General features: G+C 73.1%; 3 protein-coding genes and 1 pseudogene. All 4 read left to right on the top strand.

Annotated elements, in window-relative coordinates; all coding sequences use genetic code 11:
* Positions 1–12: 12 nt before the first annotated feature.
* The 4 genes and pseudogenes from ACFYY7_RS23695 (at position 13) to ACFYY7_RS23680 (ending at position 25566) form a co-directional block, all read left to right on the top strand.
* Positions 13–10920, top strand: coding sequence for an SDR family NAD(P)-dependent oxidoreductase (locus ACFYY7_RS23695; protein ID WP_388664195.1), 10908 nt, complete (start codon positions 13–15; stop codon positions 10918–10920).
* A 105-nt stretch (positions 10921–11025) separates the two neighbouring features.
* Positions 11026–15993, top strand: coding sequence for a type I polyketide synthase (locus tag ACFYY7_RS23690; RefSeq protein WP_388664193.1), 4968 nt, complete (start codon positions 11026–11028; stop codon positions 15991–15993).
* Between the two features lie 45 nt (positions 15994–16038).
* Positions 16039–16089 (top strand): annotated as a pseudogene (locus tag ACFYY7_RS23685) (hypothetical protein); the annotation flags it as partial.
* A gap of 21 nt (positions 16090–16110) precedes the next feature.
* Positions 16111–25566 (top strand): type I polyketide synthase, encoded by a 9456-nt coding sequence (locus ACFYY7_RS23680; protein ID WP_388664231.1) that lies wholly within the window; start codon positions 16111–16113, stop codon positions 25564–25566.
* Positions 25567–25575: the final 9 nt, after the last annotated feature.

Raw genomic sequence — 25575 nt, 5'->3', positions numbered from 1 at the left:
GGTTGGCGGGCCATGGCGGATGACAAGAAGGTCCTTGATTACCTGAAGCGGATGACCGCCGATCTCCACCAGACCCGGCAGCGCGTGCGCGAGCTGGAGGCGGGTGAGCACGAGCCGGTCGCCATCGTTTCGATGAGCTGCCGGTTCCCCGGGGGAGTGGGATCGCCGGAGGATCTGTGGCAGCTGGTGTCCGAGGGGAAGGACGCGATATCCGCGTTCCCCGAGGACCGGGGCTGGGACCTGGAGAAGCTGTACGACGCGGACCCCGACAAGCGCGGTTCGTCGTACGCGAGTTCAGGCGGCTTCCTCGGCGGGGTCGGTGACTTCGACCCGGCGCTGTTCGACATCAGCCCGCGTGAGGCGCTGGCGATGGACCCGCAGCAGCGGCTCCTGCTGGAGAGCACCTGGGAACTGTTCGAGCGCGCGGGCATGGCCCCGTCCTCGATGCGCGGCCGCCAGGTCGGTGTGTTCGCCGGTGCGTCCGGCGAGGACTACTCCACGATGCTCCAGTTCACCGAGGGCATCGAGGGCTACTACCTCACCGGCACCTCCGGCAGCGTGGTCTCCGGCCGCATCGCCTACACCTTCGGACTCGAAGGCCCGGCGGTCTCGGTCGACACCGCCTGCTCCTCGGCGCTCGTCTCCATCCACCTGGCGGCCCAGTCGCTGCGCCAGCGCGAGTGCACCCTCGCCGTCGCCGGTGGTGTGACGGTCATGTCCGCGCCCGGCATGTTCATCGAGTTCAGCCGCCAGCGCGGACTCGCCTCCGACGGCCGCTGCAAGGCGTTCGCCGATTCCGCCGACGGCACCGGCTGGTCCGAGGGCGTCGGCCTGGTCCTGCTGGAGCGGCTGTCCGACGCCCGCCGCAACGGCCACGAGGTCCTCGCCGTCATCCGTGGCTCCGCCGTCAACCAGGACGGCGCCTCCAACGGCCTGACCGCCCCGAACGGTCCGTCGCAGCAGCGCGTCATCCGCCAGGCCCTGGCAGGCGCCGGGCTGTCCGCCGCACAGGTCGACGCCGTCGAGGCGCACGGCACCGGCACGAAGCTGGGCGACCCGATCGAGGCCCAGGCGCTGATCAACACGTACGGCCAGGACCGACCGGAGGACCGGCCGCTCTGGCTCGGCTCGCTGAAGTCCAACCTCGGCCACACCCAGGCCGCCGCCGGTGTCGCCGGCATCATCAAGATGGTCATGGCCCTGCGCCACGGGGTCCTGCCGCGCACCCTGCACGTGGACGAGCCCTCCTCGCACGTCGACTGGACCGCGGGCAACGTCGAACTGCTCACCGAGGCCCGGGAGTGGCCCGGGACGGACGAGCCGCGCCGCTTCGGCGTCTCCTCGTTCGGCATCAGCGGCACCAACGCCCACACCATCATCGAGGAAGCGCCCGCCGTCGAGGAGGCGCCGGCTACGGAGCAGACGCCCGGCTCAGGTGAAGCGCCCGCCACCACGGCCCCCACCGGCCTCGCCTGGCTGCTCTCCGGCCGCACCGAGGCGGCCGTGGCCGCCCAGGCCGCCCGGCTCCTCGACCGGCTCGCCGCCGACCCCGCCGCCGGGGCGCTGGACATCGGCTGGTCGACCGCCGTCACCCGCTCCGCCCTCGACCACCGCGTCGCCGTACTCGGCAAGGACCGCGAGGAACTCATCGCCGGGCTGCGCTCCGTCGCCGACGGCACCGCCGCCCCCGGCGTACTCACCGGCACCGCCCTGGAAAACGGCCAACTGGCCTTCCTGTTCTCCGGCCAGGGCTCGCAGCGCGCCGCCATGGGCCGCGAACTGTACGCGGCCCAGCCGGTGTTCGCCGACGCCTTCGACGCCGTCTGCGCCGAACTCGACAAGCACCTCGACGAGCCCGTCAAGGACATCGTCTTCGGCGGCTCCGAGCTGCTGGACCAGACCGTGTACACCCAGGCCGGCCTCTTCGCCCTCGAAGTCGCGCTGTTCCGGCTGGTCGAGCACTGGGGCATCGCGCCCGACTACCTGCTCGGCCACTCCATCGGCGAACTGGCCGCCGCCCACGTGGCCGGTCTCTGGTCCCTGGAGGACGCCGCCGCCCTCGTCGCCGCCCGGGGCCGCCTCATGCAGGCCCTCCCCGCCGGCGGCGCGATGGTCGCCATCCAGGCCACCGAGGCCGACATCCTGCCGTTCCTCACCGACCGCACCGACCGCACCGACCGCACCGAGCGCACCGGTCGCGTCTCCCTCGCCTCCGTCAACGGCCCCGACTCCGTCGTCGTCTCCGGCGACGAGGACGCCGTGCTCGCCGTCGCCGCCCGCTTCGGGAAGACCAAGCGACTCCGCGTCAGCCACGCCTTCCACTCCCCGCACATGGACGGCATGCTCGACGACTTCGCCAAGGTCGCCGGAACCCTCACGTTCGACGAACCGAGGCTGCCGATCGTCTCCAACCTCACCGGCGACGTCGTCCCCGCCGACGAACTGCGCACCCCGGAGTACTGGGTCCGGCACGTCCGCGAGGCCGTCCGCTTCGCCGACGGGCTGCGCACCCTCGACGGCCTCGGCGTCACCACCTACCTCGAACTCGGCGCCGGCGGCACCCTCGCCGCCCTCGGCAGCGACACCGTCGAGACCGCCACCGCCGCCTTCGTACCAGCCCTGCGCAAGGACCGCCCGGAGACCGAAGCGCTGACCGGCGCCGTCGCCGAACTCCACGTACGCGGCGCCCACGTCGACTGGTCCGCCTTCTACGCCGGCAGCGGCGCCCGCACCGTCACCCTGCCCACGTACGCCTTCCAGCACGAGCGCTACTGGCCCAAGCTGCCCACCGGCTGGACCGGCGACATCTCCGCCATCGGCCAGCGCTCCGCCGGCCACCCGCTGCTCGGCGCCGCCGTCAGCCTCGCCGACGGCGACGGCATGCTCTTCACCGGCTGCCTCTCCCCGCAGACCCACCCGTGGCTCGCCGACCACGTCGTCCTCGGTACGACGCTGCTGCCCGGCACCGCCTTCGTCGAGCTCGCGATCACCGCGGGCGACGAGGTCGGCTGCGGCCAGGTCCGCGAACTCAACCTGGAAGCCCCCCTCGTCCTGCCCGAGCAGGGCGGCGTGGCCCTCCAGGTCTCCGTCGGCCCCGCCGACGACCAGGGCCTGCGCACCGTGACCATGCACTCCCGCCCGGCCACCGCCGACAGCGACGAGCCGTGGACCCGCCACGCCAGCGGCACCCTCGCCCCGACCGGCCCCGACGGGACGGCCGACGGCGACCTCACCGCCTGGCCGCCGCCCGGTGCCACCGCCCTGCCGCTCGACGGCTTCTACGAGAACCTCTCCGCGCAGAGCTACGACTACGGCCACGCCTTCCAGGGCCTGCACGCCGCCTGGCGCCGCGGCGAGGAACTCTTCGCCGAGGTCCGCCTCCCCGAGGACATCGCCGCCGAGGCCCGCTCCTTCGGCCTGCACCCGGCCCTGCTCGACATGGCCATGCACCTCAACGCCCTCAACGACTTCGACGGCGGCATGGGCGCGGGCCGCGGCAGGCTGCCGTTCTCCTGGAACGGCGTCACCCTGCACGCCGCCGGTGCCTCCTCGGTACGCGTCCGGCTCGCCCGCACCGCGGGCAGCGACGGCGTCACCGTCCGCCTCGCCGACGAGACCGGCGCACCCGTCGCCACCGTCGGGGAACTCATGTTCCGGCCCGTCTCCGCCGAACAGCTCGGCAACGGCCGGGGCAGCAGCGGCAACCAGTCCCTGTTCCGCGTCGACTGGACCGGGGTGCCCGCCACCGCCGCCCACGACACCGACGACTGGGTGCTGCTCGGCGACAACACCCTCAAGCTCCCCGCCGGCGCCCGCTTCGACAGCCTCGATGCCCTCGCCACGGCCGTCGACGAGGGGATGCCGCTGCCCGGCACCATCGTCGCGCCGCTGCACACCCGCCCCGGCACCCCACTCGCCACCGGCGCCCACGCCGCCGCGCACCGCGCACTGGAACTCGCCCAGGCACTCCTGGCCGACGAGCGGTTCGAACAGTCCCGGCTGGTCCTCGTGACCCGAGGGGCCGTCGCCGCCACCGACGACGAGGACCTCGACGACCTCGCCCAGTCCGCCGCCTGGGGCCTGATCCGCTCCGCGCAGAACGAGAACCCGGGACGCTTCGTCCTCGTCGACCTCGACGGGACCCAGCCCTCGCGCCGGGCACTGCCCCAGGCCCTCGCCGCCGGTGAGCCCCAACTCGCCGTCCGCGAGGGTGAGTTGTACGCCCCCCGCCTCGCCCGCGCCCCCCGCGCCGATGGCCCGGACGCCCCCCGCCCGCTGCTCGACCCCGAGGGCACCGTCCTGATCACCGGTGCCACCGGCGCCATCGGCACCCTCCTCGCCGAGCACCTCGTACGCACCCACGACGCCCGCCACCTGCTGCTGCTCAGCCGCCGCGGTGCCGACGCGCCGGGCGCCGCCGAGCTGACCGCCCGACTGGAGGAGCTGGGCGCCGACGTCACCTTCGCCGCCTGCGACGCCGGGGACCGCGACAGCCTGGCGCGGGCCCTCGGCACCGTACCGGCCGCGCATCCGCTCACGGCCGTCCTGCACGCCGCCGGCCTGTCCGACGACGGCATCCTCACCGCCCTGACACCCGAGCGCGTCGACGGCGTCCTCACCCCCAAGGCCGACGCCGCCGTCCACCTGCACGAACTCACCCAGGACCTGAACCTCACGTCCTTCGTGCTGTTCTCCTCCCTCGCCGCCACCTTCGGCGGCCCCGGCCAGGGCAACTACGCCGCCGCCAACCTCTTCCTCGACCAGCTCGCCCAGTGGCGCCGGCAGCGCGGACTGCCCGCCGTCTCCCTCGCCTGGGGCCTGTGGGCCGAACGCAGCGGACTCGCCGCCAACCTCGACGAGTCCCACCTCCAGCGCATCAACAGCTCCGGCGTCACCGCCATCGCCTCCGAGGACGGCCTCGCCCTCTTCGACGCGGCGACCGCCCGCCCCGAAGCGATGGTCATCCCCGCGCACATCAACCTGCCGTCGCGGGCCGAGAGCCCCGAGACGGTGCCGCCGATCCTGCGCGGCCTGATCAGGGCCACCGCCCGCCCGTCCGCCGCCACCGCCGGCACCACCGTGGTCTCCTCGCTCGTCCGGCAGCTCGTCGAACTGCCCGAGCCGGACCGTACGGCCTTCGTCCTGGACGTCGTACGCGACGCCGCGGCCGCCGTGCTCGGCTACCGCTCCGCGAACGACATCCAGGCCCAGCGGGCCTTCAGCGACCTCGGCTTCGACTCGCTCACCGCCGTCGAGATGCGCAACCGGCTGAGCCTGGCCACCGAACTGCGGCTGCCCGCCACCCTGGTCTTCGACTACCCGACCCCGGCCGTCCTCGCCGACCACCTCTGCGCCGAACTCCTCGGCAGCCCAGCCGCCGTCGCCGAGTTCGCCGCCGCCACCGCAGGGGACGACGACCCGATCGCCATCATCGGCATGAGCTGCCGCCTGCCCGGCGACGTCCGCTCGCCCGAGGACCTGTGGCAGCTGGTCCGCGACGGTGTCGACGCCATGGGCCCCGTACCGTCCGACCGCGGCTGGAGGATCAACGGCCTGCCCGGCGTCGAGACCGGCCCGGACGGCGGCCCCTTCGAACTGCGCGGCGGCTTCGTCGCCGACCCGGCGGGCTTCGACCCGGCCTTCTTCGGCATCTCGCCGCGCGAGGCCACCACCATGGACCCGCAGCAGCGACTGCTCCTGGAAACCTCCTGGGAGGCCTTCGAACGGGCCGGAATCGACCCGGCCACCGTCAAGGGCACCAGCGTCGGCGTCTTCGCCGGCTCCAGCGGCCAGGACTACTCCGCGCTGCTCAACGCCTCCGAGGGCAACGAGGGCTACCTCCTCACCGGCACCACCGCCAGCGTCGTCTCCGGCCGCGTCTCGTACGCCTTCGGCTTCGAAGGCCCCGCCGTCACCGTCGACACCGCCTGCTCCTCCTCCCTCGTCGCCCTGCACCTCGCCACCCAGGCACTGCGCCAGGGCGAATGCTCCATGGCCCTCGCCGGCGGCGTGATGGTGATGGCCACCCCGGCCGCATTCGCCGGCCTCAGCGGACAGGGCGGCTTCGCCTCCGACGGCCGCTGCAAGGCCTTCTCCGAGACGGCCGACGGCACCGGCTGGTCCGAAGGCGTCGGCGTCCTCCTCGTCGAACGGCTCTCCGACGCCCGCCGCAACGGACACGAAGTCCTCGCCGTCGTCCGCGGCTCCGCCATCAACCAGGACGGCGCCTCCAACGGCATCACCGCACCCAACGGCCCCTCCCAGCAGCGCGTCATCCGCCAGGCCCTCGCCAACGCCCGCCTGACCACCGCCGATGTCGACGCCGTCGAGGCCCACGGCACCGGCACCAAGCTGGGCGACCCGATCGAGGCACAGGCCCTGCTGGCCACCTACGGCCAGGACCGCACCGAAGGCCGCGCGCTGCGCCTCGGCTCCGTCAAGTCGAACATCGGCCACACCCAGGCCGCCGCCGGAGTCTCCGGCATCATCAAGATGGTCATGGCGATCCGGAACGGGATCCTGCCCAAGAGCCTCCACATCGACGAGCCGTCCACGCACGTCGACTGGACCGCCGGCGCCGTCGAGCTCCTCACCACGGAGCAGGACTGGCCGGAGACCGGGCAGCCGCGCCGAGGCGCCGTGTCCTCCTTCGGTGTCTCGGGCACCAACGCCCACATCATCCTGGAGCAGGCGCCCGAGCCCGAGCCGGCCGGCGACGACACCCCCGACCTCGCCGAGGGCCCGCTGCTCAACACCCCCGCCACCCCGTTCGTCCTCTCCGCGAAGAGCGAACAGGCCCTCCGGGCCCAGGCGGAGAGCCTGCTCCAGCACCTCACCGACCACCCCGAGCCCGCCCTCGCGGACATCGCCTGGTCGCTGGCCGCCACCCGCGCCCACTTCGACCACCGGGCCGCCCTCGTGACGCGCGACCGCGCCGAACTGCTGCGCGGCCTGGAATCCTTCGCGGCCGAGCTGGCCGCACCGGGCACGGTCTCCGCCCGGACCCGGCCGTCGGCCCGTCCGGTGTTCGTGTTCCCGGGGCAGGGTGCGCAGTGGTTCGGGATGGCGGTGGGGCTGTTGGAGTCCTCGCCGGTGTTCGCGGCGCGGATGGCGGAGTGTGCGGCGGCGTTGGAGCCGTACGTGGAGTGGTCGCTGCTGGACGTCGTGCGTGGCGTCGACGGCGCGCCGGGGCTCGACCGGGTGGATGTGGTCCAGCCCGTGCTGTGGGCCGTGATGGTGTCGCTCGCCGAGGTGTGGCGGTCGTTCGGGGTCCGTCCGGCGGCGGTCATCGGTCACTCCCAGGGCGAGATCGCGGCGGCCGCCGTCGCGGGCATCCTGTCGCTGGGTGATGCGGCGAAGGTCGTCGCCCTGCGCAGCCGGGCGATCATCGCGCTCGCGGGCCGTGGCGGCATGGTCTCCGTCGCCCAGCCTGCCGCCTGGGTGCGGGAGAAGATCGCGGCCTGGGACGGCCGGATCTCCATCGCCGCCGTCAACGGGCCTTCGTCCGTGGTGGTTTCGGGTGATCCGGAGGCTCTGAGGGAGCTGGTCACCGACTGCCAGGCCGATGACGTCCGCGCCCGCAAGATCGACGTGGACTACGCCTCGCACTCCGCCCATGTGGAGGAGATCGAGGCCGAGTTGGCCCGGCTCCTGGCCGGGATCGCTCCGCTGTCCGGTGACACTGCCCTGTATTCGTCGCTCACGGGCGGACTGCTCGACGGTACGGAGATGGGTGCCGGGTACTGGTACAACAACCTCCGCGAGACCGTGGAGTTCGAGCAGGCGACCCGTACCGCCCTCGCGGACGGTCACACGGTCTTCATCGAGGTCAGCCCCCACCCCGTCCTCACGATCGGCCTCCAGGGCACCATCGAGGACACCGAGACCGACGCCGCGACCCTCGGCACGCTGCGTCGTGACGAGGACGAGGCGCAGCGGCTGCTGACGTCCCTCTCCGAGGCGCACTGCCACGGTGTCGACGTCGACTGGACGACCGTCTTCGGGACCGGCGCCACCCGCGTCGCCCTCCCCACCTACGCCTTCCAGCACGAGCGGTACTGGCTGCCCATGCCGGGCGACGGTGCCGGGGACCTCGCCTCCGTCGGTCTCGGCGTCACCGAGCACCCCATGCTCGGCGCCGCCGTTCCGCTCGCCGACTCCGACGGGTACGTGTTCACGGGCCGCTTCTCCACCGGGAGCCACCCGTGGATGGCCGAGCACGTCGTGATGGGCACGGTCATCGTGCCGGGCACCGGATTCGTCGAGATGGCGACCCACGCCGCCCACCGGACCGGGTGCGACACCGTCGAGGAACTCACCATCGAGGCACCGCTGGTGCTGCCCGAGGGCGGCGCCCGCCAGCTCCAGGTCACCGTCGGCGCCCCGGACGAGACCGGCCGCCGCAGCCTCACCGTCCACTCCCGGCCCGCCGAAGCGGCCGCCGACACCGGATTCGAGACGCCCTGGCTCCGGCACGCCACCGGCGTACTGGCCACCGCCGAGGCCGGTGCCGCACCCGCGTACGACTTCGCGGCCTGGCCGCCCGCCGGTGCCACCGAACTGCCGATGGAGGGCTTCTACGAGCAGGCGCTCCTGACCGGCTTCGACTACGGCCCGATGTTCCAGGGCATCGTCCGCGCCTGGCAGCTCGGCGAGGACATCTACGCCGACCTCGCCCTCCCGCAGGACGGCCGCGCCGAGGCCGCCGACTACGGCCTGCACCCCGGCCTCCTCGACGCCGCCCTCCAGTCCATGGGCGTCGGCGACTTCAAGCCCGGCACCGGCCAGGGCGAGGACGCGGGCAAGCCGCGGCTGCCCTTCGCCTGGCGCGGGGTGACCGTGCACGCCACCGGCGCCTCGGTGCTGCGGGCCCGGCTGCTGCCCGTCGGCGCCAACGGCATCGGCTTCCAGATCGCCGACGCCACCGGGGCTCCGGTCATCACCATCGGCGAGCTCGCCATGCGGCCCGTCGAGCCCGAGCAGCTCAAGGCCGCTGGCCAGGACAGCGGCAACGACGCCCTGTTCACCCTCGACTGGACCCCCGTACCGGCCACCGTGCCCGCACCGGCCGGCACCTGGGCCTTCCTCGGCACCGGCCCGGCACCGTTCACCGTCGCGGGCAGCCGCCCCGGCGAGTACACCGGCCTGGCCGCGCTCGTCGACGCCGTGGACGCCGGTACCCCGGTGCCGGACTTCGTGGTCGCCGACATTCGCTCCGCCGCCGCCGCCTCGCTCGCCGAGGCGGCACACGCCACCGGACTCGGCGCCCTCGAACTGCTCCAGCAGTGGATCGGCGACGAACGCCTCGCGGACACCCGGCTCGTCCTCGCCACCACCGGGGCCCTGGCCACGGTGCCCGGCGAGGACGTCACCGATCTGGCCGCCGCCCCCGTGTGGGGTCTGGTCAGGTCCGCCCAGTCCGAGCACCCGGACCGCTTCACCCTCGTCGACACCGATGGCGGCGACGCCTCCTGGACCGCGCTGCCCGACGCGCTGTCCCTCGCCGAGACCCAACTCGCCCTGCGCCACGGCAATGTGCTCGCCCCGCGCCTGGACCGTGCCCCGGCCCCCGACGAGGACGCCGCCCTCGCCCTCGACCCCGAGGGCACCGTACTGATCACCGGCGGCAACGGAGTCCTCGGCGGCCACATCGCCCGCCACCTGGCGGCCGAGAAGGGCGTACGACGGCTCCTGCTGCTCAGCCGGCGCGGCGGCGACGCCCCCGGCGCTGCCGAACTCGTGTCGGAGCTGGCCGGCCTGGGCGCCGAGGCGACGGCCGTGGCCTGCGACGTCGCGGACCGCGACGCGCTCGCCCACGTACTCGACTCGATCCCTGCCGCACACCCGCTGACCGCGGTCGTCCACACGGCGGGCACCCTCGACGACGGTGTCATCACCTCCCTCACCCCCGAGCGGCTGGCCGCCGTGCAGCGGCCCAAGATCGACGCGGCCGTCCACCTCCACGAGCTCACCGGGGACAGGAACCTCGCCGCGTTCGTGCTCTTCTCCTCCGCCGCCGGAACCCTCGGCAGCTCCGGACAGGGCAACTACGCGGCGGGCAACGCCTTCCTCGACGCGCTCGCCCAGCACCGCCGCGCCCACGGCCTGCCCGCCACCGCGCTCGCCTGGGGCTTCTGGGCCCAGGCCAGCAGCATGACCGGGCACCTCGGCGACGCCGACGTACGCCGTATGAGCGGCGCCGGTGTCACCGGCCTCAGCAACGAGCAGGGCCTCGACCTCTTCGACCGGGCCACCGCGCAGACCGGCGCGCTGGTCCTGCCCATCCGGCTGGACTTCGCGGCCCTGCGGGCCCGCGCCGCCTCCGGCGGTCTCCCACCGATCATGCGCAAGCTCGTCCGGGCCCAGGTCAAGCGGGCGGGCGACACGGGCGGCGCCCCCGTCGTCCCGCTCGCGCAGCGGCTGGCGGGCCTCTCGGAGGAGGAGCGAGACCGGGTCGTCCTCGACCTGATCCGCACCCACGCCGCCGCCGTGCTCGGCCACGCCACACCGGACGCCATCGACCCGCAGGGGGCGTTCAAGAAGCTCGGCTTCGACTCCCTCATCGCCATCGACCTGCGCAACCGGCTCAACACCGTGACCGGGCTGCGGCTGCCCGCCACGCTCGTCTTCGACTACCCGACCCCCGTGGAACTCGCCGCCTACGTGCGTGGCGAGGTCGTCCCCGATGCCGCCGGCAACGCCGCCACCCCCGTCCTCGCCGAGGTCGACCGGCTCGCGGCAGTCCTGGCGGGCATCAGGGACGAGGACGCCCGTACCCAGATCACCGACCGGCTCAAGGGCCTGCTCGCCCAGTGGGCCCCCGCGCACACCACCGCGGGCGAGGACACCGCGGGCGGTCTCGACGAGGCCAGCGACGACGAGATCTTCGACCTCCTCGGCCGGGAGTTCGGCATCTCATGACCAGCCGCAGCCGCAGCCGCAGTCTTCGCCACTGCCGCTGCCGCAGCCTCCGCCGACACCGCCGGACCTCACCGACCCAGATCCGCTTCGAGGAGCGACCCCACCATGACTGACGAATCGAAGACCGACGAGCAGAAGCTTCGCTACTTCCTCAAGCGGGTTACGGCGGACCTCCAGGAGACCCGCGGCAAGCTCCAGGCCGCAGAGGCCAAGGAGCACGAGCCCATCGCCATCACGGCGATGAGCTGCCGCTTCCCGGGCAACGTCCGTTCCCCCGAGGACCTGTGGCAGGTCGTCCACTCGGGCACCGACGCCCTGTCCGCCTTCCCCGAGGACCGTGGCTGGGACTTCGAGGGCCTCTTCTTCAAGGACCCCAACGAGCCCGACCAGTCGTATTCGCTCGAAGGCGGATTCGTCTACGACGTCCCCAAGTTCGACGCCGAGTTCTTCGGGATCTCGCCCCGCGAGGCCCTCGCGATGGACCCGCAGCAGCGCATCGTCCTGGAGACCGCCTGGGAGGTCGTCGAGCGGGCCGGGATCGACATGGCGTCGCTCCGCTCCACCAAGACCGGTGTGTTCATCGGCACCAGCTTCCAGGGCTACGGCGCCTCCATCGAGAACCCGCCGGAGGGCACCGAGCTCTACCTGGGCATCGGCACCACCATCAGCGTGGCCTCGGGCCGGGTCGCGTACACCTTCGGACTCAACGGCCCCGCCGTCACCGTCGACACCGCCTGCTCGTCCTCGCTGGTCGCCCTGCACATGGCCGCCCAGTCGCTGCGGAAGAACGAGTGCTCCATGGCCCTCGTCGGCGGTGTGACGATCATGGCCAATGCCGGGGCGTTCACCGAGTTCAGCCGCCAGCGCGGCCTGTCCACCAGCGGCCGCTGCAAGGCGTTCTCCGCCGAGGCCGACGGCACCGGCTGGGGCGAGGGCATCGGCATGTTCCTCGTCGAGCGGCTCTCCGACGCCCAGGCCGCCGGACGCCAGGTGCTGGCCGTCATCCGGGGCTCCGGCATCAACCAGGACGGCGCCTCCAACGGCCTCACCGCCCCCAACGGCCCCGCCCAGGCCCGCGTCATCCGCGCCGCCCTCGACGACGCGGGCCTCTCGCCCGCCCAGATCGACCTCGTCGAGGCACACGGCACGGGTACGACGCTGGGTGACCCGATCGAGGCACAGGCGCTGCTCGCCGCGTACGGCAGGAGCCGCCCCGAGGGCCGGCCCCTGATGCTCGGCTCGGTCAAGTCGAACATCGGCCACACCCAGGCCGCCGCGGGCGCCGCCGGGCTGATCAAGACCGTCATGGCGATGCGCCACGGCGTGCTGCCGCCCACGCTCCACATCGACACGCCCTCGGAGCACGTCGACTGGAACGCGGGCGAGCTCGCCCTCGTCTCCGAGCCCACCCCGTGGCCCGAGACCGGTGCCCCGCGCCGCGCCGGTGTCTCCTCGTTCGGGGTCAGCGGCACCAACTCCCACGTCATCATCGAGCAGGCCCCGCCGGCCCCCGAGCAGGCGGCCGACCCGGTCCAGACCCCGCCCGGCCGCCTCCCGGCCGTCCCCTGGATCCTGTCCGCCAAGTCCCACACGGCACTGCGCGACCAGGCGGCGAACCTGCTGGCGCAGATCCGCGAGGACGAGGACACGGAGACGTACGCCACGGACATCGGCTACTCCCTCGCCCTGACCCGGTCCCGCTTCGAGCACCGGGCCGCGATCGTGGCCGGTACGCGGGAGGAGTTCGTCAACGCGCTGGAGACCGTCGCCGCGGGCGAACCCGGCTCCGACGTGGCCACCGGATCCGCCGCACGCGCCACAAAGCCTGTGTTCGTCTTCCCGGGTCAGGGTGCGCAGTGGGCGGGCATGGCGGTGGGGCTGCTGGAGTCCTCGCCGGTGTTCGCGGCACGGATGGCCGAGTGCGCCGCCGCGCTGGAGCCGCACGTCGACTGGTCGCTGCTGGACGTGGTGCGTGGCGTCTCGGGCGCGCCCGGCTTCGACCGGGTGGATGTGGTCCAGCCGGTGCTGTGGGCCGTGATGGTGTCCCTGGCGGAGGTGTGGCGGTCGTACGGTGTCGAGCCGGCGGCCGTCATCGGTCACTCCCAGGGTGAGATCGCCGCTGCGGCGGTCGCGGGCATCCTGTCGCTGGGTGATGCGGCGAAGGTGGTGGCGCTGCGCAGCCGGGCGATCATCGCGCTCGCGGGCCGTGGCGGCATGGTGTCGGTGGCCCAGCCCGCCGCATGGGTGCGGGAGAAGATCACGGCCTGGGACGGCCGTATCTCCATCGCCGCCGTCAACGGGCCTTCCTCCGTGGTCGTTTCCGGCGACCCCGAGGCCCTGGACGAGCTGCTGGCCGACTGCCGTACCGACAAGATCCGCGCCCGCAAGGTGGACGTGGACTACGCCTCCCACTCCGCCCACGTCGAGGAGATCGAGGCCGAGCTGGCGAAGCTGCTCGCGGGCATCGCCCCGCAGACCGGCGGCACGACCCTGTACTCCTCCCTCACGGGCGGACTGCTCGACGGTACGGAGATGGGTGCCGGGTACTGGTACAACAACCTGCGCGAGACGGTCGAGTTCGAGCAGGCCACCCGCGCCGCCCTGGCCGACGGACACTCCGTCTTCATCGAGGTCAGCCCCCACTCCGTCCTCGCGATCGGCCTCCAGGGAACCATCGACGACGCGGACGCCGAAGCGGCGACCCTCGGCACGCTCCGCCGCGACGAGGGCGGACTCGACCGGTTCCTGACCTCGCTCGCCGAGGCCCACGTCCACGGCGCGGCCGTCGACTGGGAGGCGGTCTTCGCGAACACCGGCGCCCGCCGCGTGGCCCTGCCCACCTACGCCTTCCAGGGCACCCGCTACTGGATCGCCGACGAGATCGCCCCGCTGCTCGCGGCAGCCGCCACGAACGAGGCCGACGCCACCGACAGCGCCTTCTGGGAAGCCGTCGAACGGGCCGACCTCCAGGGCCTCGCCGAGACGCTCCGGGTGGACGGCGACGACGCCGAGCAGACCCTCGGCACGATGGTTCCGCTGCTGTCCTCCTGGCGGAAGCGGCTGCGCGACAAGTCCGCCACGGACGACTGGCGCTACGAGGTCTCCTGGCGCGTCCACTCCCAGCCCTCGGCCGGCCGCCTCGCCGGCACCTGGCTGGTCCCCCTGCCCGCGAGCCTCGCCGACGACCCGTACACCGCCGACGTCCTGAACGCCCTCACGGCCCAGGGTGCCGAACCGGTCGTCCTCACCGTCGACGGGACCGCGACCACCGACCCCGAGCTGCTTGCCGACCGCATCGAAGCGGCCCTCGCGCCGGAACACCTCTCGCCCCCCACCGGCGTCCTGTCCCTGCTGGCCCTCGACGGCACCCCGCACCCCGACGGCCCAGCCGTCCCGCGCGGCTACGCCGCCTCCGTCACCCTGCTCCAGGCACTGGGCCGGGCAGGGGTACGCGCCCCGCTGTGGACCGCCACCCGAGGCGCCGTCTCGGTCAACATCGCCGACCCGCTCGACGCCCCGTACCAGGCCGCCGTCTGGGGCCTGGGCCGCGTCGCCGCACTCGAACACCCAGACCGCTGGGGCGGCCTGATCGACCTGCCGGCCACCTTCGACGAGCGCACCACCGCGCTCTTCGCCGGGGCCCTGGGCGACTCGGGCCCGGAGGACCAGCTCGCCGTCCGCCCGGCCGGCACCTTCGTCCGCCGGCTGCGCCGCCTCCCCCTCAAGGCGGCCACCGGCGACAGCTCCTGGCGCACCCAGGGCACCGTACTGATCACCGGCGGCACCGGAGCCCTCGGCGGCCAGGTCGCCCGCTGGCTGGCCGGCAGCGGCGCCGAGCACCTGCTGCTCGTCAGCCGCCGAGGCACCGACGCCCCCGGCGCCGACGCCCTGTACGCCGAACTCACGGACCTCGGCGCCCAGGTGACCATCGCCGCCTGCGACACCGGCGACCGCGACGCCCTGGCCGCCCTGCTCGGCTCCCTGCCCGCACACCAGCCGCTCACCGCGGTCGTGCACACTGCCGCGGTCCTCGACGACAGCGTCATCGACTCGCTGAGCCTGGACCAGATCGACCGGGCTCTGCACGCCAAGGCCCGAGCGGCGCTCAACCTCCACGAGCTGACCAGGGACCTGGACCTCAAGGCGTTCGTCCTGTTCTCCTCCTTCGGCGGCACCGTCGGAACCCCCGGCCAGGGCAACTACGCCCCCGGCAACGCCGTGCTCGACGCACTCGCCCTGCACCGGCGCGGCCAGGGGCTGCCCGCCACCTCCGTCGCCTGGGGCGCCTGGGGCGGCGGCGGCATGGCCGACGGCGACTTCGGCGACACGCTCAACCGCCACGGCCTGCGCGAGATGCAGCCCGACCTCGCCACCGGCGCCCTCCAGCAGGCGGTGGAGCAGAACGAGAGCAGCCTGCTCATCGCCGACATCGACTGGGAACGCTTCTACACCGCGTTCACCGCGATCCGCAGCAGCCCCCTGCTGGAGGACGTCCCCGAGGTCCGGGACATCGCCCGCGCCATGGCCGAGGCGGGCAGCGGCGCCGAGCCCTCCGAACTCGTCCAGCGCCTGGCCGGCCTGACCGAGCAGGAGCAGGAGAACGCCCTCGTCGAGCTGATCCGCGAGTGCGTGTCCGCGGTCCTCGGATTCTCCGGAAACGAGGCCGTGCCGGTCAAGAAGGCGTTCCGCGAGATGGGATTCGACTCCGTCACCGCCGTGGAACTGCGCAACAGGCTGTCCTTGCGCACCGGTCTGAAACTGCCGGTCACCACGGCATTCGACTACCCCACGTCCAAGACTCTGGCCGCGTTCATGCGCGAACAGCTACTCCAGGACGGTGAGGCCGCGGCGACCGCCGCCCTTGAGGAACTCGACCGGATCGAGGCCGCGATGGCGACAGTCGGTGCCGACAACGTCGGCCGTACCCGTGTCCTCCTGCGCATGCAGGCGCTCGTCGCCAGCTGGCAGGAGGAACCGCGCGGGGACGTGCCGGCCTCGGCAGCGGCGGAGATCGACTCCGCCTCGGACGACGAGATGTTCCAGCTGCTCGGCAAGAAGTTCGGCATTTCGTAACCGCTGCCCAGCGCGGCAAGGTCACGCCAAGGAAAGGACGTCAGGGTGGCGAACGAAGAGAAGCTCCGCTACTTCCTCAAGCGGGTCAGCACCGATCTCGACGCGGCGCAGGAGCGCCTGCGCGAGCGGGAGGCCCGTGACACGGAGCCGATCGCGATCGTCGGCATGAGCTGCCGGTTCCCCGGAGGTGTACGCACCCCCGCGGACCTGTGGCGGCTCGTGTTCGACGGCACCGACGCCATGGCGCCCTTCCCGACCGACCGGGGATGGGACCTCGGATCGATCATCGACACCGACTCCGACCAGACGGGAACCTCCTACGTCGCCGACGGAGGATTCCTCGACGGAGTCGCAGAGTTCGATCCGGGGTTCTTCGGGATCTCGCCCCGCGAGGCCCTCGCGATGGACCCGCAGCAGCGGCTCCTCCTGGAGACCTCCTGGGAGGCCTTCGAGCACGCGGGCATCGACCCCGAGACCGTACGGGGCAGCCAGGTCGGCGTGTTCGCCGGAACGAACGGCCAGGACTACCCGCTCCTCCTCGTCGGCAACCAGGCCGGCCTGGAGGGCTACCTCGGCACCGGCAGCGCGGCGGCCGTCGTCTCGGGCCGCATCTCGTACACGATGGGCCTGGAAGGTCCTGCGGTGACCGTCGACACGGCCTGCTCGTCGTCGCTGGTCGCCCTGCACCTGGCCGCCCAGGCACTGCGCAACGGCGAATGCTCCATGGCCCTGGCCGGCGGCGTGACCCTCATGGCGACCCCGGGCATGTTCATCGACTTCAGCCGCCAGCGCGGCCTCGCCACGAACGGCCGCTGCAAGGCCTTCGCGGACGCCGCCGACGGCACCGGCTTCTCCGAGGGCGTCGGCATGCTCCTCGTGGAGCGGCTCTCCGACGCCCAGCGCAACGGCCACCAGGTCCTCGCCGTCGTACGCGGCTCCGCGGTGAACCAGGACGGCGCCTCCAACGGCCTCACCGCCCCCAACGGGCCGTCGCAGAAGCGCGTCATCCTCAAGGCCCTCGACAACGCGAAGGTCTCCGCCGACCAGGTCGACGTCGTCGAGGCCCACGGCACCGGCACGACGCTGGGCGACCCCATCGAGGCCCAGGCCCTGCTGGCCACCTACGGCCAGGACCGGCCCGAGGACCGCCCGCTGTGGCTCGGCTCGCTGAAGTCGAACATCGGCCACACGCAGGCCGCCGCCGGTGTCGCCGGAGTCATGAAGATGGTCCTGGCCCTGCAGCACGGCGTCCTGCCGCAGACCCTGCACATCGACAAGCCGTCAACCCACGTGGACTGGTCCGAGGGCGACGTACGGCTCCTGGACGAACGCCGCGACTGGCCTGAGACCGGCGCCCCGCGCCGGGCCGGCGTCTCGGCGTTCGGCGTCAGCGGCACGAACGCCCACGTGATCCTGGAGCAGGCCCCCGAGGTCCCTGAGGCTTCGGATGCTGCGGGTCCGGTGGGGGTGGGGCTGTCGGCGGTTCCGTGGGTGTTGTCGGCGAAGTCGCCGCAGGCTCTGGCGGATCAGGCGGGGCGTTTGCTGGCGCGGGTTCGTGATGATGCCGGGCCTTCGGTGGTTGATCTGGGGTATTCGTTGGCGTTGACCCGGTCTCGTTTTGAGTATCGGGCCGGTGTGGTGGCCGGTGAGCGTGGGGAGTTCGCTGCCGCGCTGGAGGCGATTGCTGCGGGTGGTCCGGCTCCTGGTGTGGTGCGGGGGGCTGCGGCGGACGCGGAGGTGCGTCCGGTGTTCGTGTTCCCGGGTCAGGGGGCGCAGTGGGCAGGGATGGCGGTGGGGCTGCTGGAGTCCTCGCCGGTGTTCGCGGCGCGGATGGCGGAGTGCGCTGCCGCGCTGGAGCCGTACGTGGAGTGGTCGCTGCTCGACGTCGTACGCGGCGCGGAGGGCGCGCCCGGCCTCGACCGCGTCGATGTCGTCCAGCCTGTCCTGTGGGCCGTCATGGTCTCCCTCGCCGAGGTGTGGCGGTCGTACGGTGTCGAGCCGGCGGCGGTCGTCGGTCACTCGCAGGGCGAGATCGCCGCTGCGGCGGTCGCGGGCATCCTGTCGCTGGGTGATGCGGCGAAGGTCGTCGCCCTGCGCAGCCGGGCGATCATCGCGCTCGCGGGCCGTGGCGGCATGGTGTCGGTGGCCCAGCCCGCGGCCTGGGTGCGGGAGAAGATCGCGGCGTGGGACGGCCGGATCTCCATCGCCGCCGTCAACGGGCCTTCGTCCGTGGTGGTTTCGGGTGATCCGGAGGCTCTGGACGAGCTGGTCACCGACTGCCGGGCGAACGAGATCCGCGCCCGCAAGGTGGACGTGGACTACGCCTCCCACTCCGCCCACGTGGAAGAGATCGAGGCGGAGCTGGCGAAGCTGCTCGCGGGCATCGCACCGAGCGCAGGCGATGTGGCCCTGTACTCCTCCCTCACGGGCGGACTGCTCAATGGTACGGAGATGGGCGCGGGCTACTGGTACAACAACCTCCGCGAGACGGTCGAGTTCGAGCAGGCCACCCGCACCGCCCTCACCGACGGCCACACCGTCTTCATCGAGGTCAGCCCCCATCCCGTCCTCTCGCTCGGTCTCCAGGGCACCATCGAGGATGCCGAAGCCGACGCCGTGACCCTCGGTACGCTCCGTCGCGACGAGGGTGGACTCGACCGGTTCCTGGCCTCGCTCACCGAGGCCCACGTCCACGGCACGACCGTCGACTGGACGGCCGTCTTCGCCGGCACCGGCGCCACCGGCACCACCCTCCCCACCTATGCCTTCCAACGCGCCCACTACTGGCCGGAATCGCCCGCCGCGACACTGGTCGAGGCCATCGACCCGGACGATGCCGCCTTCTGGGAGGCCATCGAGCACCAGGACCTGGACGCGCTCGCCGAGACCCTCGGTCGTGTCGACGAGCCCACCGCGGCCTCGCTCGAAATCGTGCTGCCCGTCCTGGCCGCCTGGCGCCGCCACCGCCGTGAGCGCTCGGCCTCCGACTCCTGGCACTACCGGGTCACCTGGAAGCCCCTCCCGAGCGCACTCGAAGCCACCCTGACGGGCCGCTGGCTGCTCGCCGTACCCGCAAACCTCTCCGCCGACGACACCCTGCTCGTCGAGACCGTCGCCGAGGGCCTGGCCAGGCACGGTGCCCGGACCGCTCGTATCACCGTCTCCGGCGACGCTCCCGACCGCGAGGAGCTCGCCGGACTGCTCGCGGGCGACTGGAACCTGTCCGGTGTGCTTTCCCTGCTCTCCCTGGCCGACGGCACACACGGTGACCACCCGGCCGTTCCCGCCGGGCTGGCCGCCGAGCTCACCCTCGTCCAGGCGCTGAACGACGCCGGAGTCGACGCCCCCCTGTGGTGCGCCACCCACGGTGCGGTGGCCGTCAACGGCGCGGACACCCTGCTCGACCCCGCCCGCGCCGCCGTCTGGGGGCTCGGCCAGGTCGTGGCCATCGAGCAGCCCGCCACCTGGGGCGGTCTGGTCGACCTGCCCGTCGTCGTGGACGAGCGTGCCGCGGACCGGCTGGTGGGGCTCCTCGCCGGAAGCGACGGCACCGAGGACGAGTTCGCCGTACGCACCGCAGGCGTGCTGGCCCGCCGCCTGACCCGCGCACCGCTCGCCGCCGAGGCGGACGAGTGGTCGCCGCGCGGCACCGTCCTGATCACCGGCGGAACCGGCGCCCTCGGCGGGCACGTCGCCCGCTGGCTGGCCCGCAACGGCGCCCAGCGTCTCGTACTGACCAGCCGGCGCGGCCTCGAAGCCCCCGGCGCACCCGAACTGCGCGACGAACTCACTGAGTTGGGCGCCTCGGTCACCGTCGCGACCTGCGATGTCGCCGACCGCGACGCGCTGGCCTCCGTACTCGCGCAGGTCCCCGTCGAGTACCCGCTGACCGCCGTCGTCCACACGGCGGGCGTGCTCGACGACGGCGTGCTGCCCTCGATGAGCCCCGAACGCTTCGCGCAGGTCCTCGACGCCAAGGCGACCGCCGCGGCCCATCTGCACGAGCTGACCCAGGATCTCGACCTCGACGCGTTCGTCCTGTTCTCCTCGCTGGCCGGGACGTTCGGCAACGCGGGCCAGGCCAACTACGCCTCCGCCAACGCGCTGCTCGACGCCCTGGCCCACCACCGCGTCTCCCTAGGCCTCCCGGCCACCTCCATCGCCTGGGGCGCCTGGGGCGGCGGTGGCCTCGCCACAGACCCGCTCATCGCCCAGCGCATGGAGCGCGGCGGCATGCCCGCCATGGATCCCGAGGTCGCGGTTGCCGTCATGGCCAAGTCCGTCGCGGCCGGCGGTGCGTGTGCCGCCATCGCCGACGTCGACTGGGCCGTGCTCGCGCCGGGCCGGCTGGCCACCGGCCGGGCCGCGCTCATCGGCGACATCGACGACGTACGCCGGGCCGCCGCCACGTTCACCGCCCAGACCGCCTCCGCCGCCTCCGCCGACACCGGCAGCACCGGAGTCCTCGCCGCCCGGCTGGCCGAACTCTCGCCCGCCGACGGCACCCGGATGCTGCTGGACCTGGTGCGCGGCCAGGCCGCCGCGGTGCTCGGCCACAAGTCCGACGACAACGTGCAGCCCGGCAAGGCGTTCCGGGAGCTCGGCTTCGACTCCCTGACCGCCGTCGAGCTCCGCAACCTGCTCGCCGCCACCACCGGGCTCCGCCTGCCCGCCACCCTGGTCTTCGACTACCCGACCCCCAACGATCTGGCCGCCTTCCTGCACACGGAGCTGGCCCCCACGGCGAGCACCTCGGCCGCCGGGGCCGTCGCGGCCCCGGCCCTCCCGGCCGATGCCGATGATCCCGTGGTGATCGTGGGCATGGGCTGCCGCTTCCCGGCCGGAGTCAGCTCGCCCGAGCAACTGTGGGAGCTGCTCGCCGCGGGCACCGACGCGATCTCGCCGCTCCCGGGCGACCGCGGCTGGAGCCTGGAGCAGTACTACGACGCCGACCCGAACAAGCCCGGTGCCTCGCACGTCCGCGAAGGCGGATTCATCGACGCCATCAGCGAGTTCGACCCCGCCTTCTTCGGGATCTCGCCGCGCGAGGCCCTCGCCATGGACCCCCAGCAACGGCTCCTGCTGGAGACCGCCTGGGACGCCTTCGAACGGGCCGGCATCGACCCGACCTCGCTCAAGGGCAGCCGCACCGGCGTGTTCGTCGGCACCAACGGCCAGGACTACGCCAACCTGCTGATCGGCTCCACCGAGGGCGTCCAGGGCTACGTGGCCACCGGCAGCTCCGCGAGCGTGCTCTCCGGACGCATCGCCTACACCCTCGGCTTCGAGGGCCCCGCGGTCTCCGTCGACACCGCCTGTTCCTCCTCGCTCGTCGCGCTCCACTGGGCCGTCCAGGCGCTGCGGACCGGCGAATGCGAACTCGCCGTCGCGGGCGGCGTCACCGTCATGTCCACCCCGGGCGTGTTCCTGGAGTTCAGCCAGCAGGGCGTACTCGCCGCCGACGGACGGGTGAAGGCCTTCGCGGACTCCGCCGACGGCACCGGCTGGGGCGAGGGCGTCGGCGTCCTGCTCGTCGAACGGCTCTCCACCGCCCGCCGCAACGGCCACCAGGTCCTCGCCGTCGTGGCCGGCTCCGCCGTCAACCAGGACGGTGCCTCCAACGGCCTGACCGCACCCAACGGCCCCTCCCAGCAGCGCGTCATCCGCCAGGCCCTCGCCAACGCCGGCCTGTCCGGCAGCGAGGTCGACGCGGTCGAGGCACACGGTACGGGGACGACACTGGGCGACCCCATCGAGGCGCAGGCCCTGCTCGCCACGTACGGCCGTGAGCGCACCGAGGGCGGACAGCCCCTGCTGCTCGGCTCGATCAAGTCGAACATCGGCCACACCCAGGCCGCGGCGGGTGTCGCGGGCGTCATCAAGATGGTCCTGGCCATGCGCCACGGCGTACTCCCGAAGACCCTGCACGTCGACCGGCCCTCCACCCAGGTGGACTGGGAGGCCGGCGCGGTCGAGCTGCTCACCGGCAACCGGGACTGGCCGGAGACGGGCGATCGTCCGCGCCGTTCCGCCGTCTCCTCCTTCGGCATCAGCGGCACCAACGCGCACGTGATCCTCGCGCAGGCACCGGCCGAGCAGGAGCAGGCCGCCGAGCAGGAGCCGTCCGCCGATGCGGGCCCGACGCCCCTGACGCTGCCGCCGCTGGTTCCGCTGGTGCTGTCGGCCAGGTCGGACCAGGCCCTGGCCGGCCAGGCCGAGCGGCTCCTCGCCCGTATCCGTGAGGACGGCGGCTCCTCGCTCGTCGACATCGGCTACTCGCTGGTCACGCACCGGGCCCAACTGGAGCGCCGGGCCGCCGTGGTGGCGGCCGACCGCGCCGAACTCCTGCGCGGCCTGGAGGTCCTGGCCGCCGGAGCGACGGCCGCGGGTGTGGTGAAGGGCCAGGCGGCCACCGGCCGTTCGGCGTTCCTGTTCTCGGGTCAGGGTTCGCAGCGGGCCGGGATGGGGCGTGAGTTGTACGAGGCGTACCCGGTGTTCGCGGATGCCTTCGACGCGGTCTGTGCCGAACTCGACCGGCATCTCGACCAGCCGGTCAAGGACGTCGTGTTCGGTAGCTCGGAGCTGATCGACCAGACCGTCTACACCCAGGCCGGCCTGTTCGCGGTCGAGGTCTCCCTCTTCCGGATGCTGGAGCACTGGGGCATCACGCCCGATTACCTGCTCGGCCACTCGATCGGTGAGCTGGCCGCCGCGCACGTCGCGGGTGTCTGGTCCCTGGAGGACGCTGCAGCGCTTGTTGCCGCCCGGGGCCGTCTGATGCAGGCACTGCCCACCGGCGGAGCCATGGTCGCCATACAGGCAACCGAGGCGGAGATCCTGCCGCTCCTCACCGATGATGTCTCGATCGCCGCGATCAACGGCCCGAAGGCCGTGGTCATTTCGGGCGGCGAGGACGCCGTACTCGCGATCGCGTCCGGTTTCGCGAAGACGAAGCGCCTCCGCGTCAGCCACGCCTTCCACTCGCCGCGCATGGAACCCATGCTCGCCGAGTTCAGGGTGGTCGCGGAGAACCTGACCTTCCACGCTCCGCAGATCCCGATCGTCTCCAACCTGACCGGTGAGCTCGCGGGTGAGGAGCTGCTGAGCGCCGGCTACTGGGTGGACCACGTCCGCCAGGCCGTCCGCTTCCTCGACGGCATCCGCCACCTCGAAACCCAGGGCGTCACCACCTACCTGGAACTCGGCCCCGGCGGCGCGCTCGCCGCGATCGGCCAGGACTGCCTCGTCGACCCCCGCAAGAAGACGCTGATCCCCGCGCTGCGCAAGGCGCTGGACGAGCCACGCAGTGTCCTCGGCGCGATCGCCGCCGCCCATGTGCACGGGGCGCCCCTGGACTGGAGCCGCTTCTACGCCGGAACCGGTGCCCGGCGCGTGGACCTGCCCACGTACGCCTTCGACCGCCGGCGATACTGGCCGCAGGCCCCCGAGCAGCCGGTGCTCCCCGCCCCGGCCGCCGCCGCACCCGCCGAGCACGCGGTCGACACGGCGCTGTGGGAAGCCATCGACTCGGGCGACCTCTCGGCCCTCCTGGCCGGAATCGGCCTGACCGGTGACGTACCGCTCAAGGACGCCCTGCCCGCCCTGTCCACCTGGCGCCAACGACGGCGCCGGCAGGACATCGTGGACAACTGGCGTTACGAGGCGACCTGGCACCCCTTCGCCGCACCCGCCCCCACTCCCGCCTCCGGCACCGCGCTCTCCGGCCGCTGGCTGCTGGCCGTCCCCGCGTCGCTCGCCACCGACGAGCTCGCCGAGTGGGCGGAACAGGGCCTGAAGTCGGCCGGCGCCGAGGTGGTCCGGCTGGAGCCCGGCGCCGCGGACCTCTCCGCGTACACCGACGCCGTCGGCGTCCTCTCCCTGCTGGGACTCGACGGCACGACTCTCCACGACACGGCCCCCGATGGCACGGCCCACGACGACACGGCCCTCGTCCGGGGCGTGGCCTCCGGCCTGGCCGGAACGCTCGCCCTCGTTCAGAGGCTCGGCGAGGCGGGTGTCCAGGCGCCGCTGTGGGCCCTCACCCGGGGCGCCGTCTCCACGGGGCCGGCCGACCCGCTGCGCAGCCCCGCCCAGACCCAGGTCTGGGGCCTGGGCCGGGTGGTCGCCCTGGAGCACCCGAAGAGCTGGGGCGGTCTGATCGACCTGCCCGAGACCCTCGACACCACGGCCTGGGACCGGGCCGCCGCCCTCCTCGCAGGCTCCGACGGCGAGGACCAGGCCGCGATCCGCGCCGAAGGGACCTTCGTACGCCGCGTCGTGCGCGGCCGGACCGGGCCGGACGCCGGCTGGACCGTACGCGGCACCGTACTCATCACCGGCGGTACCGGCGGACTCGGCGCCAGGGTGGCCCGCTGGGCCGCCGCCGGTGGCGCCGACCGCGTCGTCCTCACCAGCCGCCGCGGCACGGATGCCCCCGGTGCCGCCGAACTGCGCGCACAGATAGAGGAGTTGGGCGCCCGTGCCACGGTCGTCGCCTGCGACGCGACCGACCGGACCGCACTCACCGAACTGGCCCGCTCGCTGGAGGCCGAAGGCACACCGGTCCGCTCCGTGGTCCACACCGCGGGAGTCGGACAGGCCACCGCCCTTGCCGCCATCACCCCTGAGGAGCTGGCCGGCGTACTGGACGCCAAGGTGACCGGCGCGGCCAACCTCGATGCCGTCTTCGCGGACGCCGACCTGGACGCGTTCGTCCTCTTCTCCTCCATCTCGGCCACCTGGGGCAGCGGCTGGCAGGGCGGCTACGCCGCGGCCAATGCCTACCTGGACGGCCTCGCCGAGGAACGCCGCGCCCGTGGCCTGGCCGCCACCTCCCTCGCCTGGGGCCCCTGGGCCGGGGGTGGTCTCGCCCAGGGCGAGGCCGTGGAACAGCTGGAGCGCCGGGGCCTGACCCTGATGGATCCGGACACCGCCATCGCGGCCATGGACCGGGCACTCGCCCTGGGCGAGGCATGCGTCACCGTGGCCGATGTGGCCTGGGAGAAGTTCGCCCCCTCGTTCACCGCCCTGCGCGCCAGCCGGCTGCTGAGCGAGCTGTACGACCCGCGGCCCGGCGGCCGGACCGCGGCGGACACCGACCAGGCTCCGGAAAGGTCCCAGGAAGCCTCCGCGGCCCTGCACGCACGACTGGTCTCCGCACCCGCCGACGAACAGCGGCGGATCCTTCAGGAGTTGGTGCGGGCCGAGGCCGCGCAGGTGCTCGGCTACGCGTCCGCCCACGCGATCGAACCGGACCGGGCCTTCCGAGACCTCGGATTCGACTCCGTGATGGGCATCGAACTGCGCAACCGCCTCAACGAGGCGACCGGGCTGGACCTCGAATCGACGATCGTCTTCGACGAGCCGTCGCCCGAGACGCTCGCCGAGCGCATCCGCCACGAACTGCTGCCGGAGACGGCCGCCGGGGCGGACGACGAGGACGGCGTCCCGGTCGCCGGGCAGCAGGCCGGTGACGACCGCGTGGACGGTGACCGCACCGACCGCAGCGACGAGATCAAGGCCATGGACGTCCAGGAGCTGATCCGCATGGCAATGGAGACGAAGAGCGCATGAGGGCTCGAA

The sequence above is a fragment of the Streptomyces sp. NPDC001933 genome (assembly GCF_042890955.1).
In the GTDB taxonomy this organism is placed as follows: domain Bacteria; phylum Actinomycetota; class Actinomycetes; order Streptomycetales; family Streptomycetaceae; genus Streptomyces.
Note: the sequence above shows the minus strand (reverse complement) of the source record. Positions and strands in the feature narration are given on the sequence as shown.

What these genes read in the sequence shown, in the direction of transcription:
- ACFYY7_RS23695 (WP_388664195.1), top strand. Translation starts at nt 13, where the DNA reads ATGGCGGATGACAAGAAGGTCCTTGATTACCTGAAGCGGATGACCGCC.
- ACFYY7_RS23690 (WP_388664193.1), top strand. Translation starts at nt 11,026, where the DNA reads ATGACTGACGAATCGAAGACCGACGAGCAGAAGCTTCGCTACTTCCTC.